This window comes from Corynebacterium sp. HMSC30G07 (genome assembly GCF_001806945.1).
Classification (GTDB): domain Bacteria; phylum Actinomycetota; class Actinomycetes; order Mycobacteriales; family Mycobacteriaceae; genus Corynebacterium; species Corynebacterium riegelii.
In genome coordinates this window covers 1-16,193 of record NZ_KV786460.1, presented here as the reverse complement: position 1 = coordinate 16,193, position 16,193 = coordinate 1, and the positions used below count along the sequence as shown (strand labels likewise).

The following is a 16,193-nucleotide window of genomic DNA, read 5'->3' as shown; positions in this document are numbered from 1 at the left end:
AACAGAAATGGTCCCTCCCGGATACTCGGAGGACATCGAGGTACCGCAGTCGGACTGTACCCTCACAATCTTCATCCGGGCTTAGTCCCGGGAATCAGTGTTGAGCAAAACTACCGCTCGTTCAGACTAGATCGAGTGATTTTCTTCGTCACGGGCATCCTCATCGTTTCCTTCATTATCTGGGGAATTACGAATCCTGAAGGTGTTTCTTCAGCCTCCACAACGGCATTCGGCTGGGCTATGGAGAACGCTGTTTGGCTCTTAAACGCCGTCATGGTCAGTGGCGTATTTCTTATGCTCTACCTCGCCTTTTCCCGATACGGGAGCGTGCCTTTGGGAAGGGACGGCGACAAACCAGAGTTCTCCCGCTTTTCCTGGGTCGCGATGATGTTTGCTGCAGGTATTGGCGTAGGTGTGTTTTTCTTCGGTCCTTCCGAACCCCTCGCCTATTTCATCTCTCCCCCGCCACACACTGTAGAACCCGAAACTCCCGAAGCTCTCCACCTAGCTATGGCGCAGTCTCACTACCACTGGGCGTTTCTCATTTGGGGTCTATACGCAATGGTGGGAGGCGCAATCGCCTATTCCACTTACCGCCGCGGTCGTCGGACGTTGATTAGCTCTGTTTTCCGCCCACTCCTCGGTCCCGAGCCAGGGGAAACTGTCTTGGGCCGAATCATTGACATGCTTGCTATCGCAGCAACTCTGTTTGGTACAGCAGCTACCCTCGGACTATCGGCGATCCAGATCACCAGGGGCGTCGAAATTGTTGCCGGACTTGGACCTGCAGGCAACAACCTCATCGTCATTGTCATTGCCATTCTCGGAGTTTGCGTGGTGCTCAGTGCCGTCTCCGGCGTGGCGCGTGGCATTCGTTACCTATCAAATATCAACATCACGCTAACACTCGGCGTCATCGCATTCGTTTTCTTCACAGGACCAACGCTGTTCCTGCTGAACCTAATCCCGTCGGGCGGTATCGCCTTCTTTGATAACTTCCTGAGCATGGCAAGCAAGTCCTTGTCCTGGGGCCCCGAAACTATTGAGTTCCAGGGATGGTGGACTGCCTTCTACTGGGCTTGGTGGATCGCATGGACACCGTTTGTAGGAATGTTCATTGCCCGTATCTCGCGCGGTCGCACCCTCCGTGAGTTTATCCTCGTGACCACGATCGTCCCCGCTTCACTCCTGATCCTTGCATTCACGGTCTTTGGCGGAACTGCGATCCAGTTCCACCGTGACGGTGTCGCGGGTTTCGACGGCACTGCATCCAACGAACAGGTGCTATTCGCAATGATCGAGCAGCTTCCGCTGAACAGCATCATGCCAGTTCTGTTGATTCTGATTTTGGCAGTGTTCTTTATCACGGCGGCCGACTCCGCCTCTGTGGTCATGGGCACACTTTCCACCAAGGGCGACCCTGCTCCGAATAAGCTCGTGGTTGCGTTCTGGGGCCTTTGCATGATGGGAATCGCAATCGTAATGCTCCTTGCAGGCGGCAAAACCACACTAACCGCACTCCAGAACCTCACTATCCTGGTCGCAATTCCATTTGCTGTAGTCCTCATCGGTATTGCAGTGAGTTTTGTCCTTGACCTCCGAACAGACCCAGCGGTAATCAGAAAAGACTACGCGGTAAGAGCCATCGAGCAGGCCGTTCAAGAAGGCCTGAAAGAGCATGGTGACGACTTCCAGATTGCAGTTTCTGTCGCACCTTCGGGCAAAGGCGCAGGCACGGGATTTGATTCCACCAGCAGCAAGGTCACCGATTGGTATAAACGAACTGACTCTGAAGGGTCGGAAATCGACTTCGACGTAGAAACCCGAACTTGGGCCGACGAGGAACGTTAGCTACAAACCTCAAGAAACTATGAAGGTTGGATGGAGAATCTCTGTTCTCCATCCAACCTTCATCTGTATCTAGTTAGCAACCAGTCACAAGCAAACCTTTCAAGCTGGATTCAACATGCAGCAATTCGGGGAGCTCGTGTCGCCACCTGGGCGTTTAGGGGCCGGAATGCTGCAATTTGGAAATTACTGCAGCGGGTTAGTTGGCGCTGACGCCATTGGGCTGTAAGCGACCCGGGGGTCGTTTACAAAAACCCAGGTCGCGTTCGTCACATCCGTAACAAACGGCCTTGGTTGCAATGAGGCTGGTGTGGCGCGTGGGATTAGCTACGGGCTAAGGCAACAGGGCTAGGGCAACAGGGCAAGAGCTCAAGAAAACCCCGTGGCCTGGGCAAATAACACCAGGTCACGGGGTTAACGGGCAAGGGCCGAGCGCCGAAGGCCACCAGCCAACGGCCAGGCAACAACGCCCCAGCCGGACTAGAGACCAGCGACGACCTCGTCGCGGGCAGCGACCAGGTTACGCAGGGACGGATCGACTTCCTTGTAGCCGCGGGTCTTCAGGCCGCAGTCCGGGTTGACCCACAGGCGCTCGGTCGGAACGTTCTGCAACGCAGCGCGCAGGAGGTCCGCAACCTCGTCCTTGGAAGGCACGCGCGGGGAGTGAATGTCCCACACGCCGGGGCCGATTTCGGAGTGGAAGGTCTCATCCAGGTCCTCAAGCAGTTCCATGCGCGAGCGAGCGGCTTCGATGGAGGTGACGTCCGCGTCAAGCGCGGCGACGGCCTCGATGATCTGGCCGAACTCGGAGTAGCACAGGTGGGTGTGGATCTGGGTTGCCGGCTTGGCGTCCAGGGCTACTAGGCGGAAGGAGCGGACGGCCCAGTCGAGGTAGGAGGCGCGGTCGTCGGCACGCAGCGGCAGAAGCTCGCGCAGTGCGGGCTCGTCGATCTGGATGACGTTGATGCCGGCGTCTTCAAGGTCGCGAACCTCGTCTGCAAGGGCAACGCCGAGCTGGTCGGCGGAGACAGACAAAGGCACATCGTCGCGCTTGAAGCTCCAGGCCAGGATCGTGACCGGGCCGGTGAGCATGCCCTTGACCGGCTTGTCGGAAAGGGACTGGGCGTAGGAGGCCCACTCCACCGTCATCGCGTTCGGGCGGGAGATGTCACCGACCACGATTGGCGGGCGGGTGCAGCGGGAACCGTAGGACTGGACCCAGCCGTTTTCGGTGACCACGAAGCCGTCCAGAAGCTCGGCGAAGTACTGGACCATGTCGTTGCGCTCGGCCTCACCGTGGACGAGTACGTCGATGCCGATCTCTTCCTGCAGCTCGATGACCTGCTTGATTTCGGCTTTCAGGGCGTCCTTGTACTGCTCATCGGTGAGCGTACCGGCCTTGTGGTCGGCGCGGGCCTTGCGGATTTCCGGGGTCTGCGGGAAGGAACCGATCGTGGTGATCGGCAGCTTCGGCAGGCCAAGCTCCTCGTGCTGGACCTTGATGCGCTCCTCAAACACCGGCTGGCGCTGCACGGAACCTTCCGGCAGGGCGGCGACGCGCTCCTGAACGGCGGCGTTGTGGGTGCGCTCGGATTCGGCGCGGGTGCGCACTGCGCGGTCGGAGCGGCTGAAGGCTTCAGCGGCGGCCTCTTCACCTGCAACGAGCGCCTTGATCTCGGCGATCTTCTCGTCCGCAAACGAGAGCCAGTTGGCCACGTCCACCGGCAGGTTCTTCTCTGCCTTGAGCGTGTGCGGCACGTGCTGCAGCGAGGTCGAGGTGGTCACGTGGAGGTTGTCGGCCACGCCCAGCTCCTCCAGCAACGCAACCTTCTTGCGCAGGTCGGCGGCCCAGACGTTGCGGCCGTCGATAACACCAGCAACCAGGGTGGTACCAGCGCCAACAGCCTCGCGGACGTGCTTTGCGTAATCCGGGTCCACGTCCAGGGTCCACGGCGCGAGATCCACCTGGAGCGCCTCAACGCCAAGGGAGCCGAGTACCGGCAGCGCCTCGCGGGCAGCGCCGTACGGGGTGGTCAGGTAGACGTTCGGGCGAGCATCGGCAGCCAGCAGCTTAGTCCAGGCCTCGCGCAGGTAGCCGGCGATCTCAGCGTCCGGGGTGGACAGGTCTGCCACCACGGCGGGCTCTGCCACCTGGACCCACTCCACGCCGGCGTCCTTCAGGGCGCTGAAAACCTCAGCGTAGGCGTTCACAAGAGCCGGCAACAGCGACCACTCGGCCGGCTTGGACAGGGCGATCAGCGTGACCGGGCCAACCAGGTACGGGCGCACGGTGTGGCCAGCCTCGCGGGCCTCCTCCACAAGCCGAAGCACGCGCTCCGGCACGGCCTTAATCTCCTGGCCTGCGGAAATCTCCGGCACCAGGTAGTGGTAGTTGGTGTCGAACCACTTGGTCATCTCCAGCGGCACGCGCTCATCGTTGCCGCGGGCCAGGGCGAATTCCTCGTCCAGGTCGGTGCCGCCCGGCACCAGGCCTACGGTGAGTGCGGTTTCAAGCACCTGGTCGTAGTACGCCACATCCGCCGGGATTGCGTAATCCTCGTCCAGGCCAAGGTCGCGCAGGTGGTTGTAGGTATCAATGCGCAGGGCGCGGGTGGTGGAGCGGAACGTATCAGCGTCGATACGCCCGGCCCAGTAGCTTTCTAGCGCGCGCTTGAGCTCACGGTTCGCGCCGATACGCGGGTAGCCTTCGATGGTTGCCTTGGGAAACGTCATGTTAATCCTTGTGTTCGATGCCAATGCGCTGCAAAAGGTCGCGCGTTACGGCGAGATTGTTGTGTGTATAAATGTGCAGACCGCCCGTGCCCGCGTTCAGAATCGTGCGCGCCAGGTCCGCCGAAAGCTCCATGCCCAGCTCATACTCCTCTTCGCCGGTTGCGGCGGAGCTCAGTTGCTTTTCGACGCCACGCGGAACCTCCAACCCACTCAACTCACCCATCCTCTTCGCCCTGGCGAGCGAAGTGATCGGCATGATGCCGGGGATCAAGGGAATCCGCACGCCTGCCATGCGCGCTACCTCGACGAACTCCAGGTAGTCGGCGGCGTCGAAGAACAGCTGCGTGATGGCGAAGTCTGCCCCGAGACGCTGCTTTGCCAACAGCACGTCTAAGTCATGGTCGAAGTTCTTGCTCTCCGCGTGCCCGCTTGGGTAGCAGGCCACAGACAGCGCCAACTTGCCTGCTGCCAGGCGAAACGCCTCTTCCTCCTGGACCTCATTGATCAGGTTCAACAGGTCGGTGGCATACGGCAGGTAGCCTTCCGGCAGCGCCTTTTGGCCTGGCTGCAGGTCTCCTCGCAGGGCGAGGAAGCCGCGCACGCCGGCGTCGATAAGCTGGCGGATCCAGCCCTCAAGCTCAACCTTGGTGCCGGCAGTGCAGGCGAGGTGAGCGATCGGGCGCAGATCGGTGGTGCTGGCGATGCGCGCGATCAGCGCGGAGGTTCCCTCCAGCCAATCGCTGCGCATGGAGCTGGTGACGGAGACGTAATCCGGGTGGTACGCGGCAAGGCCACCGATCAGCTCGTCGAGCTTCTCGGTGTCAGCGGTGTTGCGCGGCGGGATCAGCTCAAAGCTGAGCGCCGTGCGGCTGCGCCGCGACACACCCTGGTCTGCACCGGGGCCTGTCTCGAGGCCTGTGCCAAGTGCTTCTTCTGCGGTGTCCAGTGGCGCTGAGGCGGACAGCCGCGTCGAAGCAATAGTTCCACGCATGGAAAACATCTGCCTTTCGGATCTCAATTGGGGCGGCTGGCCGGGTAGGGCACTTGCGCTCTGCACCGTTTTTCAACGGTGGTTTGAAAAGTTATTCCGCGTTCATAACCGACACAATGTACCTCTTGGTCTACTTTGTGTCCGTGCAGGCTATCGGGGGTTTCTCGGGTGAATAATATTCGGCGAAATGAACCGCTTGGTTCATTTCATGCGTGTGCAAATTAGCTACGCTTGTTGTGTCACAGAAATTTGCAATGAGAAGGAGCACCCCCATGAACAGCACACTGCTGAGGCTTGCCGTGCGCGGCGCAACGGACGCCTACAACTACCTGCGCAACAGCGCGGACAAACGGGAGCGCGAAGTGTATGACGCGCTGTTGGAGGCCGTGAAGAACGGCCGGATTGGCGAGGTCGCGGAAAAGGCCAACATCGATCAGCTAGAAGAGTTGTTTACTGACGCGCGCGCTGAGGCTGGCGACGTCACCCGGGACATTCACGACCGCCTCGACCGCCGCCGCGCCGCCTTCGCCGCGGCTGCCCCGGACCGCAAGGCGCGGCGCGAGGCGCTCAACAACATCAAGAGCGCGGCTGCCGAGAAGGTTGGCAAAAAGCCTGCAAAGAAGAAGGGCAAGGCCGGCAAGGTTGTCGGCGGCCTGCTGGGTGCCGCGGGTCTTGCCGCCGCGGGCTGGGCGCTGTGGGAGTTCGTCCTAGCAGAAAAGCTGGACAGGCAGGCTGCCGGCAAGCACGCTTACACCCCGGAGCCCACGCGCACGGAAACCGGCACCGCTGGCACCGCCACGCTGGTGTACTCCACCCGCACGGAAGATGACTACGAAAAGGATGACTACGGCAAGCACGCTGCCGGCCCGCTTGGTGAGGAGCCGACAGTCCGCGACGAGGAGCTGCTCTCCTCTATTGATGAGCAGCTGACCACCCTCGACGCGCTTGATGATGATCAGCGTGAAGCCACCGCCCCACGCCACCAGCTGCGCGAAGAGGACTAATCCGCGACTAGTTCGCAGCGCCCTGCGCTGCACCTGCTGCCCGCCACGCGGTCAGCAGGTGGCGCACGAGGCGCTGGCGTACGTCAGGAAACAGCGCCGTGAACTGCTCATCCATCGGACGGGTAACCACGATCAGTTCGGTGGCGAACTCAATGGGCGTCAGGTCCGGGTCAATCAGCTTGTGTGCGGCGGCTTTGTGCAGCAGCTCGCCTAGGCGCTGGAAGAACTCCTCGTACTCCGATTCCATCTCGCAGTCATCGGTGCTTGGCAGGTCAGCCACCAACGCGCCCACCAGCATGCCTACGCCGTAATCCATCAGCGTGAGTACGAAGGTTTCCCACTTCTCTTCGGGGTTCGAGTCAAACTCCTGCACGGTTTTCTGCAGGTATTCCTCTAGAAGCTCGATGAAGCCTATTGCGCAGGCTTCACGCAGTGCCGCGCGCGAAGGAAAGTGACGGTACAGTGTGGCAATACCCACACCGGCATCAGCAGCGATACTCTCCAACGTCACTTGAGAAGCCGGCTTTGTGCGGTAGTGCTCCATGGCCGTGGTGATGATTTGTGCGCGTTTCAAACGGGCGTCGGCACGCAAGGGCTCCCCCTTCTTGACAGCTTTAGTTTTCGCGAGCATGATATCACCATCTATAAGTGATAGTAAACCCTCCGCTTGGAGAATTATGAAAACAGTACTCACAGCACACGATCTAGTGGTGCACGACGGGGGTAACCCCATCAACCTCGAAGCGGGTGAAGGCATGACCATCATCCAAACCAAACGCGAGGTAGGCGGCACAAAACTCGCCATGGCACTCGCCGGCCGGCACAAACCGCAGTCCGGCTCAGTCGACGGCCCCGGCTTCAAGCGCACCGCGCTTGCCGGGGTGAATTTTATCGACGAACTCGAACGCATGGTCAGCGCACGCGAATGCATCCGCGAACAAGTTGCCTGGGCGCAACCCTTCTTCGCGCGCGTGCCCAAAAACATCATGGAACACAAGCTGGTTGCACCCTGGCTCGAACCGCTGCGGCTAGAAAACTTGGACGTAGACAAAGCAGTCGGTGATCTTGGCGTGATGGACCGCTTCCGGCTTCGCATCCTGCTGGCACTGATCTCGCGCCCGGACGCGGAGCTGCTGGTAGTCGACGACATTGACCAGCTGAAAAAGATGGCGCTACGCCACGAAATCCTGCAGGACCTAACCAAGGTGGCGGCGCGCGTACCGGTCATCGTGACCACAGTGAATGAGGAGCTATGAGCGGACTACACATTGGAACAAACTTCCGGAAGTTCTTTCACGGCAAGCTTCCCCCACTGGCGCTGATTGCCATCATGTTGCTGCCGCTGCTTTTTGGCGGCCTCTTTGTTTGGAGCTACTACGACCCGCTGGGCAACTTCCACAAAGTGCCCGTGGCCCTGGTCAACTCTGACGAGGGCGACGCCGGCCAACAGGTGGTCGATGAGCTGCTCGCGCAGTCCCCGATGGACTTCCACCTGATCAGCGCCGACGAAGCCCGCGAGGGCGTGGACAACGGCACCTATTACATGGCCATGGAGATTCCCAAGGACTTCACCGCCGCCGCCACCAGCGTGCGCGATGAGAACCCGCACCAGGCCAAGATCAACGTCACGCTGAATGAAACCAACGGCTTTATCCCAACCATGCTGGGCAACGTGGCCAGTGGCCAAGTGGCTGAGGCCGTCTCCAGCACGGTTGGCGCGGAGGTGGTTGAACAGCTCTTCGTCGGCTTCAACACGGTCGGCGAAGGCATGGATAAGGCCGCCGATGGCGCCAGCCAGCTCGACGCCGGCGCCAAAAAGGCCGAGGATGGCGCAGGTCAGCTCGGCGCGGGCGCGGGCAAGTTGGACAGCGGCATGCAGGAGTTCAACTCCAAGCTCCAGGAGTTGCCGCCCGCGGCACGCCAGCTGGACGACGGCATGGGCCAGCTTTATAGCGGCGCGCAGCGCCTCTCCACCGGCCTTACCTCCGCAACCGGCGGCTCGCAGCAGTTGTCGAATGGTTTGAACCAGCTAAAGCAAGGCACGGACCGCCTGGGCGCGGGCGCGGCCCAGATCGCCGGCGGCGTGGACCAGATCACCGGCTTTGCTAATTCTCTAGGCTCCGCGCAGGCCGCACTCAACGACATCGACGCAGGCCTTGCCCAGGTCATCGCCGACCTGGACGCCTCCCCCGTCCCCGGCTCTGAGATCATTGCCAACCAGGCTCGCGCCACCCGCGCGCAGCTCAACTCGGGGGCGCTGACCACCGTTGCCGGCGTTGACCTGGTCGCCCAGATGAACCAGCTGCAGCAGGGCGCCCATGACCTGGCGAACCAGCTGCAGGACCCGACCGCCCAGTTCCGCTCCGGCATGGACCGCGCGGCCGTTGCTGCGCAGCAGCTTGCCGACGGCCTCGCGCAGCTTGAAAACGGCTCCGGCACCCTCATGGCCGGCATCACGCGCCTGAAGGACGGCACCAGCCAGCTCGTCGTCGCCGCCAACACCGCAGCCGACGCATCCTCCCAGCTTGCGGCCGGCTCCAACCAGCTGGTTGTGGGGCTTGGTTCGCTTAACGACGGCCTCGTGCAACTCTCCGACGGCACCGGTGAACTCTCCGTCAAACTTTCCGACGGCGCCCAGCAAGCCCCCCGCTGGGAAGGCGACCGCCTGAACAAGGCTGTGGACGCCGCCTCGCGCCCCGTGGTGGTCAACCAGGTTGGCGACTCCGTGACCTACTTCGGCCGCGGCCTCTCCCCCTTCTTCCTGGCCCTGTCGCTCTGGTTCGGCGGCCTGATCGCCTACATGATCTTCCCGCCGCTTTCCCGGCGCGCCATCGACTCCGGGGCGCGTGCGTACCGAGTCGCCCTCAACACCCTTATCCCCTCCTACCTCATCGGCCTTGCCCAGGTAGTGGCGCTGTGGGTCGTGCAGGTGCTGGTGCTGAAGGTGGAACCAGTCCACCCGGTCTGGATGTTCGCGGTGTTGCTGATTTCTTCCTGGTCCTTCATCACCACGATTTTTGCGTTGAATGCGTTGTTTGGGCCGTCCATAGGCAGACTGACCACTATGGCCCTGATGTCCCTGCAGCTGGTGGCATCGAACGGCCTGTACCCGCCCGAGGTGCAGCCGGAGTTCATCCAATGGATCCACAAGCTGGACCCCATGACGTACGTGGTGGACCTCACCCGCATCGCCATGTTCGGCACCACGAGTACCGACCCCCGCCTCATGCGCGGCATCATCGTGCTCGTGTGCCTGGCCGTCGGCGCTTGGGTGGCGTCGTGTCTGGCGCTTCGTTTACGACGCAACATCCGCGAAAAAGACATCCACCCCGAAATCGCCGTCTAACGGCTGGGTTGGCTGCGTCGGCTGGCTACGGCGTCGGCTGGCTACGGCGTCGGCTGGCGGCTTTCCACCAGCCCGAACCGCGCCTCTTTGCGCTAAACCCCGAATACAAGAGTACGGATAGATACCCAAAACCCGGCCTATCCGTAGTCTTCCGTTCGGGGTCTAGCGTTGCGGTTGGCTAAGCGTTTACGGCGTGAGGTCTACTGCGTGAGGTCTACGGCGTCGACTTCGGGGGCCTTCGACACGTCATAGGTGGCGCTGTTAACAATCTCCATCACCTCATCCTGGCTCAGGCCGCCGTCCCTGATGCTGAGCAGCTCCATGGTGGCCACGTTGCCCGTGGCACGCGTGCCTGCGGAAAGCAGCAGGCCATTCCACAAGTCACCGTCATTGTCGGTGTACTCGAAGAAGGACACCATCGCGTTGTCAGCACCCTGGATGTCCACGTCATCGGAACCGCGCTCTTCAACCTTGCCCGCCTGGGCGATCGCGTTGCCGCCGAGGATGATGTAATTCGTGGCGTCGGCAAGCGGAGCCTGACCACTGTCCTCTGACATGCGGATCTGCGTCACCGTCTCAACATCCAACACGCCAACAACCCACGGGTCTGGCAACTCATCCGGATCAGTAGATCGGTCGTACACTTCCCAGCTCTTCGGCACCTTGATTGTCAACGGGCCGGAGCTGACCTCCACCAAGTCGGAAGCCTGCGCGGTGGTTTCTTCGGTGGTCTTTTCTGGGCTTGCTTCCGCAGTTGTCTCCTGCGTTGTCTCAGGGGACGCTTCTGGCGCTGACTCTGTCTCCGCGCAACCGGCTAGCCCCAGGGCCAGTGCCCCGACGACTGCGATTGTCGCTACGTTCCTTGCGTGTTTGCTCATGAGGGCGTGTCCTCTCGCATCTATCGCTAGTACTTAGTTGCGTCATAGTACTGAAAGTTGGATGAACCGGCCCGGAAAGCGCCTCTTTGCGCTAAACCCCGAGCGGAACACTACGTGTAGGCCCCAAAAACACGGCGTATCCGTAGTGTTCCGCTCGGGGATTGTGCGTTCGGGGTTTCCGAGAGTGTGGGGCGAGCGCCCAAATGCGCCTCGTGGGCTAGATCGTGGGCTAGATCCCGTTTTCGGGACCCCGTTTAGACCCCGAAAAGACGGCGAAAACGGGATCCTCCAAACGGGTTCCTTCAATCGGAGCTACTCCCAGCGTGCAGTTGCGGCGAGGCCAGGGCTGGAGCGGGGCTGGGCCTGCGGGTGCCCCCGAAATTTCAAAACGCAAAATGCGCAGGTGGGAGGGGGTGGGTTTCCGGGCTAAAGGGTTAACGTTTCTTGCCTTGTCCGGGCAAGCTGGAGCTGATGGCCCAGACGCTTTTGCTTTTGGGCCACTTGCGCTTGTGTTTTTGAATCGTGGATGCACGAAAGTTCGGCATTACTGGCTGTTGGCATCTGGGGCAAAGGACCTTTCCGTCTGATGGGGCACCAAGGTCGGGGAGGGGCGCAGGATCCTCGTTGCACGCTGTTGGTCTTTGATGTGTTGTGGATCAGGGAACGTTTACGATGTCGAACTCCAGGCTGAAACGGCGAAGTATCGGCTACCTCAAGGGTAAAAGAGACCAGTTCGTCTCGGCGGCGGTTGAGGTGCCACGGTTGGATATGCGCCTGGTTTCCAGAATCACTACGACAAAACTACGCGCACGGGACTTTGAGCGGGTATGAAAACGCGAAACCCCAACCGGACGAATCCGGTTGGGGTCCCGCTAAGTACTACTGCAAGGGGCTAAGGCGCTAGTTTTCTTCGCGCTTTGCCTCTTTCTCGGCCTTCTTGTCCTTGGCCTTGCCCACTGCCTGCTGGATGGCGTAGGAGGAGGTTGCCTCTTCCTTGCCGCATGCACGCAGCACACCGTCCAGGATGGCCAGGCCTACGGCCACGGCAGCCAGGGCGCCGCCGGCGAGAGCCAGCTGGCTTGCGTCAATGCCGCGCAGTGCAGCGTCAACGCCAGCTGCGCGTCCAGCCTTGTCCTCGTCGTAGATACCCAGGCCACGCTGCAGCGAGGTGTTCGCACGCTGGACTGCCATGTTCAGCTGCTGGTGAACCGGCTCCAGGCCCGGGATGCTGACCTGGGACAGGATGCCCAGCGGGATCAGCAGCGCCAGCGGTGCGGTCAGGCCAACGATGGACCAGATGCACTTATCATCCAGCTTGCTGGAGCCACCCTCACCGTCTTCACGGGAAGACAGACCGTTGATGTTGACGTTGGTGGTCTTGTTGCTGACCCAGATCATTCTGACACCGTCAACCCGCTTGCCATCCTTGCGGGTGATGGTCCAGGTGCCGTCCGGGTTCTGCACGATGTTGTAGTCATCCGCATTGCCGTCGGTGATCTCGATCTTGCCGTTGCCCTTGTTGCCGCCCGGAACCGTCACGGTGATGGAACCGTCCGGGTTGCGCTTGACGTTGGAATCGGTGATCTCGATCGTGGTGTTGCCGGAGTTGTAGTCGTTCGGCGTCTTGCCGTCGCGGTCATCGGTCTCAACGGTGCCCGGCTTCGGAGCTGGGTTATTGTCGGTGATCACGATCTCGTGGGTGTTGACCACGTTGCCGTTGCCATCGCGCTCTTCGATGATCACGGTGCCCGGCTTGCCCTTCGGCTTGACTTCCTTGCCGTCGATGATGACCAGGTCGCCGCCCTGACCCGGCTTCGGGGTCAGCGTGTTGCCCTCGGTGATCTCGATCTCAACAACCGTGTTGGTGTTGGTCTCGGTCGTGGTCTTGCCCGGCTTGATCTCAATCGTGTGGACGTTGACCACGTTGCCGTTGGCGTCACGCTCTTCAATGATCACGGTGCCCGGCTTGCCGGTCGGGGTGACCTTGTTTCCGTCGATAACAACCAGGTCGCCACCCTCGCGGACAACGAGCTTGTTGTTGCCGCGAACGTTGATCACGATGACGGAGTAGTTCTCAATCACGCGGGTCCGGTTGCCTGCTGGCGGGTTCTTCACGTTCAGGGTGACCTTGCCAACCAGCTGGCCGTGCTCGTTCTTCAGCTCGATGTAGACGCGGCCAGTCTTGCCCGGCTTCGGCTTAACAACAAGCTTGTCGCCCTGGCGCTCAACCGTGACGTCAGCCTGGTTCTCAACAATGTTGAAGCTCCAGCCCTCGGAGAAGGTCAGCTTGTGCTCAACGTTGTTGAAGATGTCCTTGTTCAGCTCCTGCACCACAACCGGCTGTGCCTTGATGGTGACCTGGATCTTGCCAATCACGCGGCCGTGCTCATCACGGTCCTCGATGACGACGGTGCCTTCAGCGCCCTTCTTCGGGGTCAGGGTCCAGGTAGAACCGTTCTTGTTCAGGTCGGCGTGCTCAGAACCGCTGACGATGGTCAGGTCCTTGCCCGGCAGGCCGTTGATCTCCTGGGTGTTGTAGATCTCCAGGTAGCTGGTCTGAACCTGCGCCTTGAAGATGGTGATCTTGTGCGTAGCGACGAGGCGATCCTGACCGTCACGCTCCTCAACCACCACAACGCCCTCAGCATCCTGCTTCGGAACGATGATCCACTGGGTGCCGTTCTGGGTCAGCTCAACAAGGTGGCCATTCTCAGTGATGGTCAGCTTGTGGCCGGACTCGGTATTGACCTTCAGGTTGCCCAGGTTGGAAACGCGGTAGGAGAACTCCGGAGCGTCAGCATCCTGCTGGTTCCACACGACGTTGATGGAGTAGCGGTAGATCACGTTGCCGTGAGCGTCTACAACCTCAACGATCGCAGCACCATTGGCGCCTTCCTTGCCGGTGATGATCAGCTGGTTGCCGTTACGGGAAACGTCGATAAGATCCTGGCCCTGAACAACCCTGTACTCCCAATTGGAGTTCTCGATGGTGATACGGCTGCTGGAGCCGTTCTCCAGAGTGAACGTGTTGTTCTTGATGGACGGGGTGGTCACCGTGATCTTGTAGTGGATCTCATTGCCGTACTTGTCCGTAACAACAATGGTGTCGGTGCCGCTTGCACCCTCAACGCCAACGATGATCAGCTTGCCGTTGCGCTCCACAACGCGGATCAGGCTGTCGCCACCAATCACGCGGTAGGAATCACCAGATTCAATGGTGATCTCGGCCTGCTGGTTGGAAACGATCTCGATCGAGCCGCCAGTGGTGATCTGGGTCTTGTACTCAATGTTGATCACGTGCTCAGACTGGGAACCATCCGGGTTGGTCACGATGACCTTGACAGTCTTGCCGTTGGAGCCCGGCTTCGGGGTGATGATGATGGTGTTGCCCTCGCGGCGCCACTCAACCCACTCCTCACCAATGACCTTGACGTTGGAGTTGTTCTCTACCGTGATCTTGCGGGACTGGTTGTTCCAGGACTCGAAGGACCAGAAGTAGGAGTAGAAGTAGTGCTTCTCAATCCGGGTTTCCTTCTCGCCCGGAACAACAACCGTGGTGGTGGACGGCTCATGCGTCACCGTCGTGGTGGCGGTGGTGGTCTGAGTGGTCGTCTTGGTCGTGGTCTCAGTTGCAGTCTCAGTGGTCGGCGTCGGCTTCGGATCCGGCGTCGGCTGCTCTGGGGTCGGCTTCGGATCCGGGGTGACCTCAGGGGTCGGCTCCGGCTTCGGCTTCGGGGTGATCTCCAGGCCCGGCTGGTAAATCGTGATCAGACGCTGCGGAGCCTTGAAGTTCACCGCAGCGGACTTGGTGTTGTAGCTCGTGGGCACCAGAACCGTGATGTACTCGTAAGACTTCACGGTGCGCTTGATCTCGTTGTGACGCGAGGTCTTAACAAAGTAGTAGTTGGTCTCCAGGTTGCCAGGCTTTGCCTGCTGGCGATGATCAACCTTGAAACCGGTCAGGTACTCAAATTCGCGGTTGGTCAGTCCACCCTTGTTGTAGTAGAAGTTCTCGCGAACACCGTTCAAGTGACCCAGGTTGTTGCCCAGCAGCGCCTGGAGAACCAGGTTCAGCTTCTGTACGCGGCCATCATTGCCTGCTTCAGCAGCCTTCAGGAGCTCCTTGGTCACGTTGACTGCAGCTACACGGATATCGTCGTGCAGACCTAGGCCATCGCCGTAGGCACCGGACTGACCGGTGAGCTTTCGAACCTCATAGCTGTGGTTTTTTACCTGTGAGTTTTGAGGAGCGTGCAGGCCAAGGTCGACGCACCAGCCGAAACCGATGTCGGACTGCATGAGACCCGGGGCAAACACGTCAGCGCTTTGAATCTCCTGACGGATCTTCTGCTCTTCTTCTCGAGGGAATTTCTCGTAGTAGGACAGAATCTGGCTGGTTTCGCCCCGCTGCTGCTTCTGGGTGACAGTAGAGGTAGAGGTAAAGCTAAACGCTTGAGCGGACGGTGCAACGGTTACCGTGCTCAATGCAGTGACACCCGCCACGGTTGCGGCGAGAATCTTCTTCTTCAAATTCTGAGACAAGACTGATTACTCCGTGTTGGGGTTACAGAACATTAAGAAAATACTCTGTAACACGTCATTCAAATATCAGTCAGTAACTCTACAGTAAGGTTGCTCTTATCTGACTCGAGGCTTGCGACCAGAATTTAGCCCCGGAGAACTAATCAAACCTAAAGGTACGCAAAAAGCCCTATATTCTGGCTAAACAGAATGGTGATGCGTCATATTAAACTCTCAGAAATAGGGGTCGTATCAACAAAATCTCCCCTATAACGGGGGTAATCTGGCACTAAGCTTAAGACTTCATGGGGTTCTGGCTGCTGGATTCTTAGATGTTGGTGTCTTGGGGGTGTCCTGAGCGTTTGCATCGCCTGCTTGACCTTGACGACGGCCGACCACCGAACAGTGCCCGAACAGTACCCGAACAGTACCCGAACGCAAATATGCAGGGGAAGATATGCAGGAGTAATGGTCAGAGCGTTTTTTCAATAAGACGCCTGTTAATGAAAATAGCCCGTGACCTGCAGACCTGCATATCTTCCCCTGCATATTTGTTGAAAACGAAGCTGGCTTGCCGCAAGGGCATGGGCGCTATCCGATGTTTGCTATCCGATCTTTAGGTATCGCCGTGAGCCGCCTCCACGAGGTTTAGCGAGCAGCCTGTTTTTGTAACGCTTCTACCTGCAGAAACAATGGGCTGAAGGGAACGCTGGCCGAGCGGCGGGGTGGTGGAGTTGTCCGATAACGATAAAGATCGGATAGCCGCTCGGCGGGCCTTATCCGATGTTTGTGTGCAATCACGTACAGTGGCGCCGAAGAATGCCCTAACGGCTCTGCAGCGGGTTAAGCGACAAAATGTGTGCTTTTTTGGA

9 protein-coding genes are annotated in these 16,193 nt (G+C 59.9%); 4 read left to right on the top strand and 5 right to left on the bottom strand.

The genetic code is table 11. From position 1 onward, the window contains the following. The first annotated feature begins 21 nt into the window (after window positions 1-21). Complete coding sequence (locus HMPREF3104_RS04955; protein ID WP_070494684.1) at window positions 22-1,851, top strand: BCCT family transporter; 1,830 nt, start codon at window positions 22-24, stop codon at window positions 1,849-1,851. A 477-nt stretch (window positions 1,852-2,328) separates the two neighbouring features. Here HMPREF3104_RS04955 and metE read toward each other — a convergent pair whose 3' ends face one another. Continuing rightward, the gene (metE, locus tag HMPREF3104_RS04950; protein WP_070494640.1) at window positions 2,329-4,581 is read right to left on the bottom strand and encodes a 5-methyltetrahydropteroyltriglutamate--homocysteine S-methyltransferase; all 2,253 of its coding nucleotides are present in this window, start codon (window positions 4,579-4,581) and stop codon (window positions 2,329-2,331) included. Between the two features lies 1 nt (window position 4,582). Then, window positions 4,583-5,572, bottom strand: a complete 990-nt coding sequence (locus tag HMPREF3104_RS04945) for a methylenetetrahydrofolate reductase (RefSeq protein ID WP_070494683.1) — start codon at window positions 5,570-5,572, stop codon at window positions 4,583-4,585. 272 nt (window positions 5,573-5,844) lie between these two features. Here HMPREF3104_RS04945 and HMPREF3104_RS04940 point away from each other — a divergent pair, with 272 nt between their 5' ends. After that, entirely contained in the window at window positions 5,845-6,576 is a 732-nt protein-coding gene (locus tag HMPREF3104_RS04940; protein WP_070494639.1) for a hypothetical protein, read from the top strand. 7 nt (window positions 6,577-6,583) lie between these two features. On the opposite strand, the gene HMPREF3104_RS04935 is transcribed toward HMPREF3104_RS04940, so the two are convergent. Beyond that, on the bottom strand, window positions 6,584-7,207 hold the full coding sequence (locus HMPREF3104_RS04935; protein WP_246816361.1) for a TetR/AcrR family transcriptional regulator: 624 nt from the start codon (window positions 7,205-7,207) through the stop codon (window positions 6,584-6,586). 46 nt (window positions 7,208-7,253) lie between these two features. On the opposite strand from HMPREF3104_RS04935, the gene HMPREF3104_RS04930 reads away from it, so the two are divergent. Both HMPREF3104_RS04930 and HMPREF3104_RS04925 read left to right on the top strand, forming a co-directional pair. Beyond that, window positions 7,254-7,832, top strand: a complete 579-nt coding sequence (locus tag HMPREF3104_RS04930) for a hypothetical protein (RefSeq protein WP_246816360.1) — start codon at window positions 7,254-7,256, stop codon at window positions 7,830-7,832. Further along, window positions 7,829-9,922, top strand: coding sequence for a YhgE/Pip domain-containing protein (locus tag HMPREF3104_RS04925; protein ID WP_070494638.1), 2,094 nt, complete (start codon window positions 7,829-7,831; stop codon window positions 9,920-9,922). The genes HMPREF3104_RS04930 and HMPREF3104_RS04925 overlap by 4 nt, the downstream gene beginning before the upstream one ends. A gap of 200 nt (window positions 9,923-10,122) precedes the next feature. On the opposite strand, the gene HMPREF3104_RS04920 is transcribed toward HMPREF3104_RS04925, so the two are convergent. Together HMPREF3104_RS04920 and HMPREF3104_RS12585 are read right to left on the bottom strand one after the other, a co-directional pair. Further along, entirely contained in the window at window positions 10,123-10,800 is a 678-nt protein-coding gene (locus HMPREF3104_RS04920; RefSeq protein WP_070494637.1) for a hypothetical protein, read from the bottom strand. A 900-nt stretch (window positions 10,801-11,700) separates the two neighbouring features. Further along, complete coding sequence (locus HMPREF3104_RS12585; RefSeq protein ID WP_141738136.1) at window positions 11,701-15,342, bottom strand: hypothetical protein; 3,642 nt, start codon at window positions 15,340-15,342, stop codon at window positions 11,701-11,703. Window positions 15,343-16,193: the final 851 nt, after the last annotated feature.